General features: G+C 32.9%; 13 protein-coding genes. 3 read left to right on the forward strand and 10 right to left on the reverse strand.

From position 1 onward, the window contains the following. Positions 1-18: 18 nt before the first annotated feature. The 8 genes from NNH57_RS16460 to NNH57_RS16495 all read right to left on the reverse strand — a co-directional run bounded on the left by NNH57_RS16460 (position 19) and on the right by NNH57_RS16495 (position 13,035). Positions 19-333, reverse strand: a complete 315-nt coding sequence (locus tag NNH57_RS16460; protein WP_108808274.1) for a DUF6660 family protein — start codon at positions 331-333, stop codon at positions 19-21. A gap of 650 nt (positions 334-983) precedes the next feature. Then, positions 984-1,586, reverse strand: a complete 603-nt coding sequence (locus NNH57_RS16465; protein ID WP_328515369.1) for a type 1 periplasmic binding fold superfamily protein — start codon at positions 1,584-1,586, stop codon at positions 984-986. Between the two features lie 14 nt (positions 1,587-1,600). After that, positions 1,601-3,994 (reverse strand): TonB-dependent receptor, encoded by a 2,394-nt coding sequence (locus NNH57_RS16470; protein WP_108808272.1) that lies wholly within the window; start codon positions 3,992-3,994, stop codon positions 1,601-1,603. A 77-nt stretch (positions 3,995-4,071) separates the two neighbouring features. Next, complete coding sequence (locus NNH57_RS16475; protein ID WP_074409784.1) at positions 4,072-4,356, reverse strand: hypothetical protein; 285 nt, start codon at positions 4,354-4,356, stop codon at positions 4,072-4,074. 57 nt (positions 4,357-4,413) lie between these two features. After that, positions 4,414-5,262, reverse strand: a complete 849-nt coding sequence (locus NNH57_RS16480) for an alpha/beta hydrolase family protein (protein WP_328515245.1) — start codon at positions 5,260-5,262, stop codon at positions 4,414-4,416. A gap of 38 nt (positions 5,263-5,300) precedes the next feature. Beyond that, the gene (locus NNH57_RS16485; RefSeq protein WP_108808271.1) at positions 5,301-8,036 is read right to left on the reverse strand and encodes a PD-(D/E)XK nuclease family protein; all 2,736 of its coding nucleotides are present in this window, start codon (positions 8,034-8,036) and stop codon (positions 5,301-5,303) included. Positions 8,037-8,199: 163 nt separating this feature from the next. After that, positions 8,200-9,597 (reverse strand): OmpA family protein, encoded by a 1,398-nt coding sequence (locus NNH57_RS16490; protein ID WP_074409786.1) that lies wholly within the window; start codon positions 9,595-9,597, stop codon positions 8,200-8,202. Between the two features lie 285 nt (positions 9,598-9,882). Then, positions 9,883-13,035 carry a UvrD-helicase domain-containing protein gene (locus NNH57_RS16495; RefSeq protein WP_074409787.1) on the reverse strand — a complete coding sequence of 1,051 codons (3,153 nt, stop codon included), beginning with the start codon at positions 13,033-13,035 and terminating at the stop codon, positions 9,883-9,885. 195 nt (positions 13,036-13,230) lie between these two features. Between NNH57_RS16495 and NNH57_RS16500 the strand changes: the two genes are divergently transcribed. Then, entirely contained in the window at positions 13,231-13,839 is a 609-nt protein-coding gene (locus tag NNH57_RS16500; RefSeq protein ID WP_025666222.1) for a superoxide dismutase, read from the forward strand. A 262-nt stretch (positions 13,840-14,101) separates the two neighbouring features. Here NNH57_RS16500 and NNH57_RS16505 read toward each other — a convergent pair whose 3' ends face one another. Both NNH57_RS16505 and NNH57_RS16510 read right to left on the reverse strand, forming a co-directional pair. Beyond that, positions 14,102-16,000 (reverse strand): amidophosphoribosyltransferase, encoded by a 1,899-nt coding sequence (locus NNH57_RS16505; protein WP_108808270.1) that lies wholly within the window; start codon positions 15,998-16,000, stop codon positions 14,102-14,104. Between the two features lie 79 nt (positions 16,001-16,079). Next, positions 16,080-17,009, reverse strand: a complete 930-nt coding sequence (locus tag NNH57_RS16510; RefSeq protein ID WP_074409789.1) for a PfkB family carbohydrate kinase — start codon at positions 17,007-17,009, stop codon at positions 16,080-16,082. 443 nt (positions 17,010-17,452) lie between these two features. Between NNH57_RS16510 and NNH57_RS16515 the strand changes: the two genes are divergently transcribed. Together NNH57_RS16515 and NNH57_RS16520 are read left to right on the forward strand one after the other, a co-directional pair. Continuing rightward, positions 17,453-18,541 (forward strand): M12 family metallopeptidase, encoded by a 1,089-nt coding sequence (locus NNH57_RS16515; protein WP_074409790.1) that lies wholly within the window; start codon positions 17,453-17,455, stop codon positions 18,539-18,541. Between the two features lie 142 nt (positions 18,542-18,683). Continuing rightward, the gene (locus NNH57_RS16520; protein ID WP_132065794.1) at positions 18,684-19,040 is read left to right on the forward strand and encodes a hypothetical protein; all 357 of its coding nucleotides are present in this window, start codon (positions 18,684-18,686) and stop codon (positions 19,038-19,040) included. Positions 19,041-19,139 lie beyond the last annotated feature (99 nt).

Consider the following 19,139-nt stretch of genomic DNA (forward strand, 5'->3'; position numbering starts at 1 on the left):
TTATCCTATAAAACTAAATTATACTTGGGGTGGTTGGAATAGTGTATTAGAGATTTCTTTACCGACACTATCAAAATGGGCAAATAACTCTGTAGAAATTTCTGGAGATATTAATTGATATGTATCAATACCAAAATCAATAACATGAACATGGCAACAATGACATTGACAGAAAGGAGAGCATAAATCATTCTCTATGCTATGATCGTGATTTTCACAAGAATCTGCAAAAGCTTCAATTTGAGAATCCTCTGTGATAGGTATACTATCATTACAAGGCATAAAATCGAGTGCCAGAAAATATATTGATAATATGAATGCTAAAATCTTCACATTACAAAGATAGTAATATTGTAATGCAATGGTATTGCAAAATTACCTAGATTCTAAATGTTATTAATTATTTTCTTTGGAAGCACGCATACTACTCTTAAAAATAAAAAACAATAGAAATCGGAGTCTGTTTTTTAAGGTTTTATATTCAAAACAAGACCAAAAAAGCGACCCCCGGGTTAACTACTCCCAGGGGTCTAAATTGAAACTTAATTGTATTTAACACAAACTCAACTTATACTAATTATGATAGTTTCAATTATATTGTTTTGTTAGGCTAGGCTTATGATACGAAGATAAGCCCTATCCTTTAAATATTTTAACGTTTTTTTGATGATAATTAACACTTAATAGTATCTTAATGCATTGATAAAATCAATAATGCTAACTAATTAAAAGTTAATTTTTAAACTATTTTATGTACCAATTATGGCATATTGATTGTTGTATTCCCAGTGTTTTTTAAATTTTTTCCCTAACACTGAAGACCCTTATTATAGCAAAATTCATGCCAATATTTTAAATTAGTCTACCTTATTTTAAAATAAACACGGTTTAAAAACCCTCGGGTAACTACTCCCGAGGGCTAGAATTGAAACTAATTATGAAATTTTACACAAATTCAACTTACATAATTAATCGAGTTTCAATTATTGTACTGTAATATCAAAACTTTGGGTAATATCAGTATCACCTCCTGCATTAGTAATATTACCACCGACTACTCCTTCTGCAGCTTTATTAGGTTGGTGTCTCAATGTTACTGTAAAGGTTCCGGTTCCTGCACCTGTTGTTGTTACTGTAAATGCTAGTCCAACAGGATTCGTTGTCGTAAAAGAGGTTCCATCTTCTTTTTTATAATCTGATTCTTTATCAGTATAAGCTGTGGTAATGTTTAGTGCAGAACTTGTTTCGTAGAAAAACTGATGTTCATCTGCTTCTGCCTCTATCTCTTCATTGATTGATTCGGCAGGACTCTCAGATTCATTAAGCAATTCTACAGATCCAGTATATGTTGTATTGGCGCTTAAACTGCCTGAAACTGTTATTACTGGTTCTTTCGGACCATCTGCTCCATCTTCATCGGTAACAATTAAAGTTACAGTTCCTCCACCACCAACTAGAGATACCGTCATTTTGGTTATTAATTCCTCTTCATTAACCGGTACAGGATTATCATCATCGCTAGAGCAAGATGCGAATAAAATACCTCCGACGATAAGCGTTGATAAAAGTTTGCGTGTGTTCATCATTTCTAAAATTTAATTTAATAGTTAATTGATAATCTTAATAAAAAATTCCTACCTAAATCATCTGCAAAATATCGCTGACGATTTAAGTAATTTCTATAGCTTGTATTCAATATGTTGTTTATTGTTAATCCAACTTTTAGTTTATTTCGTTCTCCTAAAGGGAACTCCATACTAGTGTCTGCATTTAATAAATGATATGCATCTGGAGGAGTATTGACCTTTAATAATACATCTTCATTTTGCTGTGGAGAGAACACAGATATATTGGACGGGTACTCATTTTGTCTCAAAAAGTATTGACTTTCTAAAGAAACATTAAGTCCGAACCAATTTTTGTTACTATAAGTAATACTGTTATTAAAAGTTGGTGCAGGGATATTGATCAATGCAGCATCTTTTTTATTTTCTTTTCCTTTTACCATAGAAAAACTATGATCTGTTCTCCAGTTCTGATGCCAATTGGCATAAAGTTTTGCATCTACACCCAATAATCTAACATTGGTTTGTCGATATTCCCAAACAGGAAACGCTCCTCGTATAGATAGCTCGACATCTACAGGTTCTAGCAAAATATAATCATTTATAAAATTGGCATATGGTGCAATTTCCCATCCCCATTTTTCTGTATTCTTTTGTGCGGTTAGAGATATTTTATGAGATGTTTCCTGATCCATCCTTAAATCTCCTAACTCAATTCTCGCAGCCGAGTGATGTAGGCCATCACTAAATAACTCTGAAGGATTAGGAGCGCGTTGTGCTAATGCATAATTGAATCTGAATTCGTAATCTTCTCTAAAAGTATATTGTATTCCTGCGGTACCAGAAACACTATGGTAATCAAAAACTGGATTAGTAAGCCATTGTGTATTAAAATCCTCAATAATGAGATCAGAAAATTCTACATCATATCCTCTTTCTTCCCATCTTGATTTTAAATAAAATTTCTTAGCATCCATACGATTATAATCGTATCGAATACCTGCATCTATAATGATATCATTTGTTGCACCATATTCACCTGTAACAAATACTCCAGTATCATACTTATCATAGTCGGGAATTAATCTTTTTACTCCTGTACCTGGGTCTGCAAAATTATTCTGATATCTAAATAACACTCCTACATTCCACAGAAAATCAGGATTCGAATCAAAACTAAAATCTGAAGTTAGCGTATGTGTTTTTAGCTCAAGATCTATACTAGGTAATTTGGTGAGTTCTTCTGTTCTACGAATATCAAACTCTAATCGTTTATTATATTGAAAATCATATTGCGTATTCCATTTTCCAAGTTCTTCAAAACGTTTAAAATACCGAAGACGTCCCAGATGGTGAGTAACTTCTTGCTTAGGATTATCAATCTCATAGGTAAAATCTCTAACAATTGCAGGTTGCTGCTCATTAATAGCATCTATAAGATCGTCTACATTGCCAATATGAGATGTTGCCAGTACTCCAATTTCGTTATCAAAAAAAGAATAATATGCATCCCAGCCGTGAGTAAATTTATTTACTCCAAAAGATAAGGAAGCTCCTTTTTCGAATACTCCCGTATTCGAAAGAACATAATCTGGTGCTTCTACATCTCCAAAGCGTTTTAATGTTCCTTGTACTTTAAAAAACCATCCATTCTTATATCCTTTAATCAATTCTGAAGAAACCGATCCTCCTCTACCATTTACAGCTCCTGACAATCGGGTTTTCCCAAATAAAGTATCTTTTGCAGGTACTTTATGAGGTTCCATAATGATAACACCACCTATTGCGTCTCCTCCATACTGTAGTGCAGAAGCTCCTTTAACAACAGTAACATTTCCTGCTGTGTTAATATCTATATTAGGTGCATGTTCGTCACCCCATTCCATATCTTGCATCCGAACGCCATTATTCATGATCAATACACGACTTCCGCTAAGACCCTGAATAATCGGTTTTACTATCGTAGATCCGGTATTTAAAGACGAAACACCTGTAATTTCTCTAAGGGCATCTCCCAAAGAGGCACTGCCGTATTTTTCTATGATATCAGAGCCTATCGTTTCTTCTTGAGCAGAAGTTGTTTTAGTATTATTGGCTCCCGAAACTTTTACTTCTTCTAATTCATTAAGGTGATGTTCTAAGGAGAAATCTTTTGAGGACGTTTTGCCTACATCAAGAGTTACTACCTGCGAATTACACTTTTCATGAGAAACAGTAAAAGCATATGCCGTCGCACATAAACCTGTAATAGAATATTTACCAGAAGCGTCTGTCACGATTGTACGATTATTAAATGTTATTGTAGCGCCTTCAAGGGGTGCTCCGTCATGAAAATCTATGACTCTGCCAGAAAGTGTTTTATCACATTCTTGTGCTGAAAGGAGATTAATCCCGAGAAGAAACACAAGTAACCAAGTGTGTCTTTTCATTTGTAAAATAAATAATAGATAAACTGATTGGTATGGATATACCACAGTTAAGTTTCAGTAATAAAGTTTAGGTAAAACTAAGCTACAGGGGGTGCTTTGTTTAGAAAATTGTATGCAGCAGATGAATCAAAATATCGATTCACATAAGTTGCTCGAACAATATCGGCAGGAATATGCACTGCTTCAGGAACAGTAACTGTGTCTACAGATATAAAATTATCATTATGATGATCAGAAGTAAATTTACAAAGAGTGCAATCTGTATCATTAGCATCATGACCTACAAGATGTAAATCTGCTAATTGAATGATACCAAAGAGTACCAAAAATACGGAAGCCAGTATTTGCCTATTAAACTTCATAACAGCAAATAAACGAAAAAAAATGATTGCTTATTACATTTTTTGGCTAAGAAAGTGTTAAAGACCTATAAAATCTATACTTTTTTGCACTATTTCCTCAAGGTGTTTTGATAAATTGTTGTTTTGCCAGGGATGTTTTACACCAAAGATATGATCTGCTCCTTCTACTATGAATAGTTGGCTATTGACGCTCCAGGCGTGTATATTTTTGCTTTCCTGCACATCAACTGTCGGATCACTTGTACCATGAACAATTAAATGTGGTATTTCAATTTTTTTGGCTGCATTAGCGATGGTTAATCTATCTTCATTCTCGATAAAAGATGTGTAAAACTGAAAATAATGTGGCATTTGCTGTTTGGTTCTTCCATTTTCGATATACATTACTCCTTTCTTCTGCCAATATGTAAAGGCTTCTCCTTTTGGAAATCGATTTTTATAATCAGAAACGCTTGCCCATGTTATTAATGTAGTGATTCTCTTATCTTCTGCGGCTTTAATAGTTACAATTCCACCACCACGAGAATGGCCTATCAAAGAAATGTTTGCAGTATTAATTTCATTTTTGAATTTAAAACCTGAAGAGGTTACCCAATTTATAATGGTTTCTAAATCATCCAATTCTTTGATATAATTATTATTACCAAAAGCTTCGAGGTCAGGAAAATCAATAGGTTGTTTTGTAGTGCCTCCGTTATGCGAGAAATTAAATTTTACAAAGAAAAATCCAGCATTGGCAAAAGTTTCTGCCACCAGATCCCAGGCTCCCCAATCTTTAAAACCTTTATACCCATGACAAAAAATAATAATAGGTTTTGGCAACTCATTATTAGTATAGAAAACATCTGTCAAAATTGGTTTTTGATGTTTTCCTGCTACTATTATATTTTTGTTTTTAATCATCATAATTCTAAGTATAGAGTTTAGTATCCAAGCTATTGCAGCTACACTTCTTTTTCAATAAATGGGATTTCAATATTAAAAATTTTCAGGATCAGTTTTTTTAACTGTAGTAGATAATCGTCAAACACTGCATTTGTAATTTCGTAATTTGCTTTCCCTCTTATGCTTTCTTTTGTCCCAAACTTAAGAAACCCTTCCTGAAGATTCTTAAATGAAATTATGCCTGCTTGAAAAGCTTCTGAAATTGGATTTTCATTATGTTGCATATATGCATACGCCAAAACCTGGATTACTTTGCTGTATTTATATTCATCGGTAATTATATCCCAATCCATAATAACAACATCATTTCGACCTACTCTTCCTGTCTTATAATCTATTATCCTTACTTGCCCATCCAGCTCATCAATACGATCTACTTTTCCTTTAATATAAATAGGAAAATCCAACTCAGGAATTTTTAATTTCGTTTTTAGATTACTTTCTATCGCCAGAATCTTTAATCGGGCACCACTCTTTATTAGTTTCTCCTCGGCTTTCAAGAAATTATACACATATTGCTTGGCTACTTCAAAAATCAAAAGATTTTTACCTTGCGTGATATTGAGTTTTGTATATTCTTGTTTAAACTGATCCCGAAGTTCGATATCGATTTGGCTTCTCATCTTATCGATATCTTCGATAGTTAGAAACTTATTTTCTAATGGTTTATAAAAAGTTTCGAGTGTATTATGGATAACTGTCCCCAAAGTATTTGCAGCGATAGTTTCTTCTACCTGTTCGGTTTCTGTAACACCCAAAACATATTTATAATAGAAGTCCATCGGGTTTCTTATATAAGCAGTTAATGCAGAAGGGGACAACCCGTATGCACATAGTTCTTTTAATTTTAGCAAAACCGCTTCATTTTTCTTTATCTGCAATGGTTGGTTAGTTAACATAGGGACTTCTGCCGACACTACATATTTTGTGAGTTTATGCTTGGGTCTTTTATCAATATCTAACTGAAGTAGAAATCTGCTCTTTTCTCCACCACCTACTCCTTCGTCTTCTGTATTATACAGCAGGTATACTTTTTTAGCTCTTTGGATCAATCTATAAAAGTGATATGTATATATAGCGTCTTTTTCTTTATATGTAGGAAGGCTGTATGCTCTTTTGAGATCATAAGGAATGAAAGAATTCATGCTTTTCCCGGCAGGTAAAACTCCTTCATTAACTGAAGTGATAATAACAGTTTCAAAATCAAGACATCGGGATTCTAACATTCCCATAAGCTGTAGTCCGCTAAATGGCTCACCAGAAAAATCTAATGTCTCAGACATCATAATATCTTTATACAATGTATATAAAGATCCAATCGTTTCTAAGTATTGATAGCTATCATGTAGTGTAAAAACTTTATTAAAAACTAAATGGAAATGATATACATATTCTAGTTCTAACTCATCGTTTTTCTTATCAAGATTATTCTTGAGTAATAGTATTATTTTTTTACAATTTTCTAAGGCTGTAGTAACATCTTTCCAAGGATCAAATAGTAATGCAAGAGTTTGTTTCTCCTCATCCGAAGCTTTTTCTTGTAGTTTATCTAATGTTATGTAAACGATATTTTCTTTAGAAATGGTATTGATTAATCGTGTTGCTTCAAATCCTAATATTCTATACGCGGGTAGGCTATTTAAAATCTCTAATACTAATTTATAATAGAATCCTTTGGAGCTAGAGTTTTTATGAAGGCTAAATAACAGCTCAAAAAATGCAGCTATTGGAACTTCTTTAAGAGGTAGTCCCATTGTAATATTTAGGGCTTCGATTGTATTAGGCAATGAATTAAGCAGGGGCTGCAATAGCGTCTCGTCTGCAAGTACCAAAGCTGTTTTTTCGATCTCGGACTTGGGTATCGAAGTAAGTATCTGACCAATAGATTTTGCTTGCCCTATATTTTTAGGTACTCCTACCAGAGTAATGTCTTTTTCTTCAGAAAAATTGTTTTGTACCCATTGAAATGGATTCTTTTTATAATATCCCCATTGATTTTTATATGTTCGTAAGAATAATGATGCTTCGTGGTAGGTATTCTCCATAAAAAATTGATCTGCGTCCCAATACACCCGAGCTATATTAGCTTCTAAAAGTGATTGAAAAATGATCTGCTCTGCATTATTAAGTGCATTAAACCCTACCAGGATATGTGTTTTACTTTCGGTATTAATATATGCCTGGATATCTTCTGATGCTTTTCTGTACAGCAACCCTTGATATCCTATTTTTTTGGAAAGCAGTTTATTTTTAAAATTGTCATAGTAATCCATCAGGTTTTCCCAAAACCTAATATAATTTTTAACTAATTCGGTCTTTTCTTTTTGTAAATACCAATGGTTTAAGTCTTGTATCCCTGATAAATAAGCAAAAAAGCTCTTATGATCTATACAGTATCTGTCGATTTCATTAAAATCATAGATTAGGGTCTGGGCCCAATTACTAAATGTTTCGAAATCTTCCTTTTCTAAGTGAGTATGAGTGTTTAAATAGGTTTCATAAAACTCAAATAATGTCTGAACATTATCAATTTGTTGCAATCCTGATAATCGAACAATAAATTCTTCAATACTAAGGATTATTGGCGCAAAAAGAGTTTGATCGGGATATGTCTCTAAAAGTTCTTTTTTAAGAAAAAGCCCTGCTCTTTTACTAGGCACCAGAAAAATTAGATCACTTATTTTTTCTGTAGTGCCTTGCACTTCTAGGATAACTTCTTTTAGGAAACTTTTCAAGTATTTATGATTTTATTGCAAGGTATTAAATCTGAAGGCAAACCTGAACCTCTTAAGAAGAATCGATCGTGTTAAGTCAAGATCTTTATTTAATTTTCTAAAAACAAAAAACGTCCCGAAAATTTCGGGACGTTTTTATTATTATGATTGAGAGATTTTATTCTTATTTTACTAAGTTAATCTCTACACGTCTGTTTTCTTTTCTACCTTTTCTAGTCTTATTAGAAGAGATAGGTCTGTCTTCACCATAACCAACAGCTGATAATCTGAACTGGTCGATACCATTTTCTGTCAAGTAGTTCTTAACAGAATTTGCTCTAGAATCAGATAATCTTTGATTAAGTTTAGCACTTCCTACACTATCAGTATGTCCTTCTACAGTAAATTTAGCATTAGGGTACTCTTTTAATATCGATATGATATCAGCAAGTGCTTGATTAGACTCTGATTTAATGGTAGATTTACCAGAATCGAACAAGATAGTTTTTGCATAGTTATTAAGAGTCTTCTGTACTTCTTCAGTTACTTCTGGACAACCATTGTTAGCAACAGTACCAGCAACGTCAGGACAGTTATCATCTTTATCTAATACACCATCACCGTCTTTATCTTGGTAAGGGCATCCATTATTAGCAGCTGGTCCAGCTTCATTAGGACAACCATCTTTACCGTCAGCGATACCATCACCGTCAGCATCAGGACATCCATTAAGAGCAGGTAATCCAGCTTCAGTAGGACACTCATCTTTAGGATCTGGAACTCCGTCACCGTCAGTATCAGGACATCCATTAAATTCAGCAGTACCTGCAGTATCAGGACATTCATCTTTAGCATCAGTGATTCCATCACCATCAGTATCAGGACATCCGTTGAATTCCTCTAAACCAGGAACATCTGGACACTCATCATCTTTGTCATATATTCCGTCACCGTCAGTATCTTTACCTCCAAATGCGAAAGTAAGTCCTGCAGAATGTTGGAAATGAGTTGGTGGGTAACTACCAGTCTCATAATCTTCAAATACATGCTTATAAGTTGTTTGAAGGTTAAATGCTAAGTTTTCAGTTAACCAAAAGTTGAATCCAAGAGAACCGTTTAATGTTCCAGCTCCTTTTTCATCAAGCCAAGTATAACCTCCACCTACACCTAAGTAAGGATCGATCCAACCTGAACCAAATGCTTTCCTAAAGCTGTAGCTAATTCTACCATCTATGGCATAATAAGATAGGTCATCAACTTTTAAATCTTCTCCTGTAACAGGATTTTCTCCCCAGTTTTCTATTTTGTTAACCGATCCTGCCGCTGTAAAACTAAAACCATCTCCTATATATCTACCAACAGATAATTTGGAAACAGATGGAAGGATGTTCCAGTGGTCACTAGCATTAAAATATTCATCGAAAATTTCTCCCTGACTAGTAAGGTCTCCCCCAGTAGGAAAGATGTCAACGGCATTAATACCTATAGAAACCGCCCAAGGATTGTTTTCATCTTGTGCATTCGCCGTACTAAATCCAAGTACAAGTAACGAAGCCACTAAAAATCTGCTAAGATGTTTCATATTCAATAATTTAATTTTTAAGTGTTAATTAGAGCAAATGTAATATGTTAAAAATAACTGTCAAAGATAAATCTAATAAATTTTTCTTAACAGGCCAGCATATATCGCAGCTTTGGAGAGTGTAGTAGTTTTTTCTTACAGTTTTCAAGCCCCAAAAAAAGCAATAATTTTAACCTTATTAGAGAAAAATTAAAGTATTTATCTCAGCAATTACGTTACAATTATAAGATAAAAATACCTTTTATCCTTAAATTTCTTTTAGTAATTATAAAAATGATAGTTTATTTATACGTGTTTTAAGGTGATATTATCATTAAAATAAATTAGAATTTTACCTTTTATAGTGTGTCCTATTTTTTCAAGAAGTGATGCATAGCCCTGTATTTGTATAGTGTGAGAAGTATTATGAACCCCCGTTTTATAATCTATTATGGTGGTTCGATTATTTTTGTCGACTACTACTCTATCTGGTCGAAATAATCTTCCATTAGAAATTATATCTCTTTCGTTATATACCACATTATCTAAAGAAAAATATTGAGAAAGCTCTGGATGGTCTACAATACCTTTTATTTCATCATAAAGTATTTCTTTTTCAGAAATAGTAATCTCTCCTGTTTTGTGGGCTTCTTCAACAACTCTTTTCACATCCTTATATGTATCTATAGAAGCCATAAGATCATGTATCAAATTTCCTTTTTCTATTGCATTCTGTTGAGATGTGTCCCATAGTTTACCAGAATTGGTTACAATATTTACCTTATATTTTCGTGAGGAGTCCTCGAATCGAGAAAGTTTAATCACCTTTGGCTTGTCTTCTATATCTGTATTTAAAACCTCTGTTTTTTCAGGATGGCCAAAAGTATACTCTGTTTTTTCAGGATTCCATTGATCCAAATGTTTTAGATATGCTATTAATTTCCCAGAAAAAGTATTTGGGTTACTTTCTCCTTTAGAATTTAATTTCAAATTAGAAACAATATACAGTTGTTCTTTTGCACGAGTAAGTACTACATATAATAGATTAAACGCATCTAACTCTAATTGAGCTTGCCTGTTTAATACAATTTCTTCTGCATCTTTACCATACTCAGATATCCCTTTATTATAGTTGATAAAAACTTCTTCAAAATTGTCATATTTTTTACTATCTACTGCCAGCCAGGTTTTGGGCTCTATTTCTTCATAGATATCAATATTAGCATATGGATAAATAACACAGGGAAACTCCAGTCCTTTTGCTTTATGTATTGTCATGATCTGAATTGCCTGCTCTGTTTCTGGGGCAACAATGCTTAATTTATCTTTTTTGACATGCCAATACGCTAAAAAACCTACAATACCCTCTGTATGTTTTTGAGTAAATGCAAACACAACATCCAGGAAAAACTGTATATACGCTGTAGTTTTATCGGCAAGAGAAAAACTGGCTATAATATATTCTACTGCATCATAAAGAGGTTTTATAGCTACTTTGGCAAGATCAAAATCAAGCCCTAGAGTTTTAAGTTCAGAAGAAAATGTATTCTTAGTACTGTTGATCATTTTTTCCAGAAACAAATGCTTTTCTTGTATTGAAAACTTCTCGGTTAAGAAATGTAATACGTTGATTTTTGACTGAAGATGATCAGGTTGTATGCACCAGGTAAGCAGGTCAACAATAAATACAACTTGAGGAGCATTATTAATTAATAATGTTTCTGAAGAAATTATAGACAGCCCTCTTTGGGTAAGAAGATCTGCTATAACAGCTCCTTCTTTTTGTTTTCTTACAATAACACATATTTCATTAAGAGGATATCCTTTTTTGTTTAGTTCGAGTACAGTTTCATACACTTTCTCGGGATATAAATCATTCTCCTGAGCTACATTTTTTGCTTCAACAAATGATAGATTAACGTATCCATTTTTTTTGGAATTAACTTCTTGTTTATTTCCCAATATATATAATTCTCGATGTTTTTCATTTTTAAAATCACCCGACAAAAAAGTAAATAGACTATTATTGAATTTAATAATTTCTTCGTGACTACGATAATTCCTAGGAAGATTAAGAACTTGTTTTTCCTGTATTGAAAAAGGGTTTTCATCAGACGATAAATTGATAAATTGTTCTGCTTTCCCTCCTCTCCATCGATAAATTGCTTGTTTTGCATCTCCGACTATAGTAACCTGTCCTCTTTTACCTGTTAATGTTTCTGTTGAAACTGCATTATCAATAAGAGGGATCAAATTATTCCACTGTAATTCTGAAGTATCCTGAAATTCATCAATAAAATAATCTCTATAACGTTCTCCTAAACGTTCATATATAAACGGAGCTGGCTGATCCTTAATCGCTTTACTTATAATCGTATTAAATTCTGATATTAATAGAATCTTTCTCTCTTTTTTGATCCCAATTAATTCTTTATTAATTGCATTTAATACCGAAAGAGGTGTAAGGTTTTTGATAATATTTTGAAAAAAACCAATTCGTATTAATAATTGCTTTGTTATTAGAAAAGCATCTTCTACAGAAGATCTAATACTATCGATTAGTTCTTTTTTATGAGGGTCTAACTTCGCATTATAGAAAGAGGCTTCTTGTATATTCTGTTTCCAGGCTGCTTTAAAATCTGCTTTCACCTCACCTTCTGCAAGTTTTAAAAAATGGTTAGGAATCGAGCTTCGAGTAAAATCTGCATATTCTAATCCTTGGGTTTTAATGAATTGTAAAACTGTATTCGACTTAGAAATAATATCTTTCTTGCATTCGGCAACCTTTTTATTCAGCTGTTTTTTTAGAACCTCAAAATCGGTAATTGTTTTATGAGAAAGTTTATTAAGGTGTTCTCTGTCATTTTCACTAAATAACAATCTGGCTATCTTATTCAATTCTATAGTGATATCCCAACTTTTATCATCCTCTAGCTTGCTAATTGCAAAATCAACGATTAATCTGGTCAGTTCTTCGTTTAGTCCTATCTTGGCAACTACAGCATCTACGGCTTCTTCAATTAAAGCATCTGTATCCATTTCGATCTCAAAATTCATAGGAATCTCTAAATCATGTGCAAATGTCCTGATTACTCTATGTGTAAATGTATCAATAGTAACAACATCGAATGCCGCATAATTATGAAGGATACTTCTAAGAATTCGTTTTGCTTTTTGTTTAAGTTCGAGCTCAGGAATTTTGGTCTCTGTACTTAATTCACTTAACAAACCTTGATATTTTGATCGAGTATCAAGAGCACTAATAGCAACTAAGTTCTCTAATATTCTGGATTTCATCTCAGCTACAGCTTTATTTGTAAAAGTAATTGCCAGGATATTTTTGTAACTATCTCTATACTCTCCTTTTAAAAGAGCAATCAAGTATGCTTTTACCAAAGTATAGGTTTTACCAGCACCAGCAGCAGCATTGTAAACAACAAAAGCAGTAGTAGAATTCAATTCTTTTTTTTACTAAAATACTAAAACCCGAAATTCTTATACCCATCAATTTCTATAAAATTATAACAACAAAAAAGGTTGTTTTTATTATCCTATGGGTTTTAATCAATTTATAACAATTATAAATTTTTATTCATCATTCTAATTGTTAAATTTGATGTCGCTTTTATTTTTTATTAATTAAAATAATAACATATGTCATTCGAATTACCAAAATTAAACTACGCTTTTGATGCGTTAGAACCCCATATAGATGCTCGTACCATGGAAATTCATCATGATAAACATCATGCTGGATATACTAGCAAATTAAATGCTGCAATTGAAGGGACTGATCTTGAGGGTAAAACCATTGAAAATATTCTTATTAATCTAGATATGTCTAATGGAGCTGTTAGAAATAACGGTGGTGGATATTATAATCATAATTTATTTTGGGAGATAATGTCGCCTAATGGAGGAGATAAGCCTTCTGGTGAGATTGCAGATGCAATTAATGCAGCGTATGGATCTTTTGATGCTTTTAAAGAAGCATTCTCAAAAGCAGCTGGTACAAGATTTGGATCTGGATGGGCTTGGTTATGTGTACATCAGGGAGGGAAAGTAGAAATTTGCTCTACTCCTAATCAAGATAATCCTTTAATGCCTGGTATTGGATGCGGAGGAACCCCTATCCTTGCATTAGATGTTTGGGAACATGCATATTATTTAAACTACCAAAATCGTCGTCCGGATTATGTCGCAGCATTTTTTAATGTAATTGACTGGAACGAAGTAGCAAGCCGATATGCTCAAGGAAAATAAGTACTAATATATTTTTTAAAAAAGAGTTACAGTATTGTGACTCTTTTTTTATGTGAAAGTATTACGAAATGTCAGAAAATAAAAAAAGGTGGAAGAACCACCTTTTTTTGCCCCAAATCTACCATGAACTTAACCTACTTATGCTATGGCTTTGCTAATATAGAACGTTATTTCATAGTGAAAAAATGTTTTAGACGAAAGGTCAAAATACTTGTTGAAATACACAAATTAACCCTTTTTAACAACAAACATTTTTGTTTTTTTAATAAGCTCTTTCATTTTTTCCTTCAAAGAAGTTTATAAAAGCCTTATTCACAACTCTATTTCCTCCTATTGTTGGATAATCTCCTGTAAAATACCAATCTCCAAGATTCTTAGGGCAGGCTTTATGAAGGTTATCGACAGTTTGATAAATAATCTTTACATCGGCTTTTACCGATTTATCACTTAATAATTCTGATATTTTATCACTTACTTCCTGATCAGAAAATCCACTATAGATTTCTTTTACAAAATTTTGCACTTCAGAGTCTACTAAATTTTCCTGGGCTTTACATTTTTCATAAACCTGCTCTACCAAATCATAATTTCCATTTTCTTTTAACAGCTCTAATGCTGCCTGAAATGCAATTAACCCCTCTAATCTTGCCATATCAATTCCGTAACAATCTGGATAACGAATTTGTGGTGCCGAAGAAACAATAACGATTTTCTTTGGCTTCAATCTATCCATCATCTTGATAATACTCTTTTTAAGTGTCGTTCCTCTAACGATACTATCATCAATTATGACTAAATTATCTTCTTGTTTTACTACACCATAAGTCACATCATAGACATGAGCTACCAAATCATCTCTACTACTATCTTCTGTAATAAAAGTACGAAGCTTAGCATCTTTGATTGCAATTTTCTCTGTTCTTAATCTGTACGAGAGAATTTCTGATAGACGTTCATCTGTTAATGTCTCTTTTTCTGAAAGAATAGTTTCGTTCTTCTGCTTATTTAATTCATCCTGGGCTGCTTCAACCATACCGTAAAAAGAGGTTTCGGCTGTATTCGGAATAAAAGAAAAAACGGTATTTACTGTATCATGATCAATTTCTTCTAAAACCTGAGGCATAAGCAATCTTCCTAAACTCTTTCTTTCTTCGTAAATTTCGGCATCACTTCCTCGTGAAAAATAAATACGCTCAAAAGAACATGCTTTTCTCTCTAATGGATCAATAATTCTATTTATCGATGTATCCCCATTCTTTTTGACGATAATTGCTTTTCCCGGATCAAGTTCTAATACATCATCAAAAGCAACATTAAATACAGTTTGAATAACAGGTCTTTCTGAAGCAACCACCACTACTTCATCATCTTTATAATAGTATGCTGGTCTAATTCCTGCCGGATCTCTTAAAACAAAAGCATCACCATGCCCAAGCATTCCTGCCATGGCATAACCTCCATCCCAATCTCTTGATGATTTTTTAAGGATTTTAGCAACATTTAATCGTTCTGCAATTTGAGGAGAGGCTTCATTTTTATTAAACCCTTCTTTCTTTAATTTCTTATATAACTTGGCTACTTCAGAATCCAAAAAGTGGCCTATTTTTTCCATTACAGTAACGGTATCTACCTTATCTTTTGGATGCTGTCCTAATCTTACAAGGTTATTAAACAACACATCATTGTTAGTCATATTAAAGTTACCTGCTACAATAAGGTTACGGTGCATCCAATTGTTCTGTCTTAAAAAAGGATGAACACTCTCTACACTATTTTTACCAAATGTCCCATAGCGTACATGTCCCAGAAGTACTTCTCCTATATAGGGAATATTTTTTTTCTGTAGTTCGACATCGTCAGCATATTCTGGATGCTCCACCAATTCTTTATTAATCCTATCATTAATCTGAGAAAAAATATCTTGTATTGGCTGCGATTCACTAGATCGAACTCTACTTATATATCGTTCGCCAGGAGTTGTATCTAATTTAATACTTGCAAATCCAGCACCATCCTGACCTCGATTATGTTGTTTTTCCATCATTAGATACATTTTATTTACTCCATAAAATGCACTACCGTATTTCTCCTTATAATACTCTAATGGTTTTAATAATCTAATAAATGCTATACCGCATTCGTGTTTTAACGCATCACTCATTGTATTCCAATTCTAAATGTTGTTGTGTTAATCATAATCAAAAAAGCCCTAAACAATTACTTTAGGGCTATACTTTATATCAAGACAATTCTATCTCGAATTGTGTTAACTCTCTAAATTGCTGAAGTCGCCTCTGGACCTCATCTCGATTCAAATTCTCCATTCGCTCTGTACCAAATTTCTCTACACAAAAAGACGCGAGGTTTGAAGCATGAATAATTGCTTTTTTCATATTCTCGAATGAAATATCATCTGTCTTGGTTAGATATCCCGAAAAACCTCCTGCAAATGTATCTCCTGCTCCGGTAGGATCAAAAACTTCTTCTAATGGTAGTGCAGGAGCAAAGAAGATCTGTTCTTCATGAAATAACAAAGCTCCGTGTTCTCCTTTTTTAATCACAACATATTTTGGCCCCATCTTTTCGATTGCTCTGGCTGCTTTTACCAAAGAATATTCTCCACTTAATTGTCTGGCCTCTTCATCATTAATAGTAATTACATCTACTTTTGAAATTACTTTTAGAAGATCTCCCAAAAAAGCATCTTCCATCCAAAAATTCATAGTATCTAATATCGTAAGTTTTGGGGTAGTAGTAAGTTGTTCTATTACACCTAGCTGTACTAGCGGATTTAGATTTCCCAGCATCACAATATCTGCATCTTTATAATTATCAGGAACCACAGGGTTAAAATCTGCAAGTACATTAAGTTGTGTATCTAATGTATCTCTAGAATTTAAATCATTATGATATCGACCACTCCAGAAAAAAGTCTTTCCTCCTTTTACGATCTCAACAGCAGAAGTGTCAATATTTTTTTCCTGAAGCATAGAAAGATAATCCAAGGGAAAATCTTCTCCAACCACAGAAACAATTGATGAAGAAATGTTGAAATTCGAGGCAGAAAGCGCAATATAAGGGGCTGCTCCTCCTAATATTTTATCAGTTTTACCAAAAGGTGTCTCAATAGCATCAAAGGCAATAGAACCTACAATAAGTAATTTACTCATACAACTAGCGTAATAATTTTTTGCAAATATACGTTTTACTTTTAAGTAGTAAGAAGATTAATACAAAGGTTATTTTCTGTTAGAATGTACAAGTATTTTTCTTGTGATGTTGTTCACTATTTGATAAATCTAAGTTAAAACACCTAAAATTTTATTACTTATTTAGAAATAATAAACAAACAATACTCTTTTTACAGATTGGTATATGATTTTAGATTTGGCCACCTTAACAATAACACACTCTAAATCAAAATTTTAACTCTTTATTTTGTGCATTGAAAATAATGTTGAATTATGCCTGATAATTTACGAAAATGGCAATTTTTTGGTGTAAAAATTCCCAAAAAACTATAATTTCTGAAAAAAAAAATTAAAAAATGCCAAAATAATCTTAAAAAATTACCGTTATTTACACCAATACAAACTCAAACTTTCAATTAATTATGAAAAAATTAAATTTAGCTAAACTCGTTTTAGCTACATCGCTGTCGGTTTTATTCTTCAATTGCGAAAAAGATTCTGAAGACATTATCGAAACTAATCAACATACAGATGCAAAAACTGCTCATGTATGTATCGAAAAATGGAACACTAACGAGAATGATTCAAAAGCTGCCAGTGTTAAAGCAAAAGAATGGCAAGCTGGTCAAACTATCCGTGTAAAATTCTTAAATGGAAATAATTTTGTACAGTCTAAAGTAAGACAATATGCTGTAGCATGGGAAAGTTATGCAAACATTAAATTTGAATGGGTATCTTCAAACAGCAGTGCAAACATCAAAATTGGTTTTAAAGAAGGTCAATTTGCAAACGATGGTGGATCTTGGTCTTATTTAGGAACCGATTCTAATGATCATGCACATAGTATGCATTTTGGATGGTTTAACAACAGTACTTCTGATACAGAGTTTAGAAGAACTACCATTCACGAATTTGGACATGCTCTTGGTTTAATTCATGAACATCAAAATCCTGTAGCAGGAATTAACTGGGATAAAGAGGCAGTTTATGCTTACTATGCTGGACCACCAAACAACTGGAGTAGAGCACAGGTAGACAACAACCTTTTTAGACGTTATGAAGCAAGTACTTCTAACTATAGTACATACGATCCGTTATCAATAATGCATTACCCTATTCCTGCAGCACATACTACAGATGGTGTTGCCGTAGGAAGTAATAGTCAATTATCTGCAACAGATAAATCTTTTATTGCAAGAATATACCCTGGTTCTAGTACTGGTGGTGGTAACTGTGATGGTGTAGCAGAATTTAATGGTAATCCTTCTTCTTATTCTGTGGGAGATAAAGTAACATACCAAGGAACTTTATACCAATTAACAGCTAGTGGTTCATGGAATAACCTTGGTGCGTGTGATAGCACTCCTCCTACTGATATTTGTGCTGGTGTAGCAGAATTTAATGGTAATCCTTCTTCTTATTCTGTGGGAGATAAAGTAACGTATAGAGGAACTTTATACCAATTAACAGCTAGTGGTTCATGGAATAACCTTGGTGCATGTGGTAACTAAGAAAAAAATAATCACATAATCTAATTTGTTTGCTACATTAGATTAAAGTCTTATTATATAAAAATGCTCCGGAAAAACACCGGAGCATTTTGTATTTATAGTATTTATACATTATTGTTGTATACCATTAATAATGTATAATTTGAAAATAGATTTCACTTCTCAAATATTAATCAAAGAAATATCCACATGGATGGACGGAGGTTCGATTACTTTAAATTGTGAAAATAAAAAAGGGAAAAAATTTATTGTGAAATTTGTCCAAAACGTGAGATGGGACATTCTTGAATTTGAAAAGCTTCCAGGAAGAATTTATATCGACGAGAATCTGGTTTCGCAAAGGTCTGAATTGGAAAAAAAACTTCTTAAAAGTATAGAAAAGGCTACACTTATTAATCCTTCTGATCTAGACAATAATATTCTAAAAGAGCAAATTGACTATATAAAATCCAAACAATATATTCTGGACTCTGAAAAAATACAAATACGGAAAAGGTAAAAAAAGTATACAACATTATATATGTGATGGTAGCTGCTAAGCGATAAATCGAATGGTTGTTTGTATTTTTATGAAGGCGCAATGCTTGCTGTGAAGAGA

It is taken from the genome of Aquimarina spinulae (assembly GCF_943373825.1).
GTDB lineage: Bacteria > Bacteroidota > Bacteroidia > Flavobacteriales > Flavobacteriaceae > Aquimarina > Aquimarina spinulae.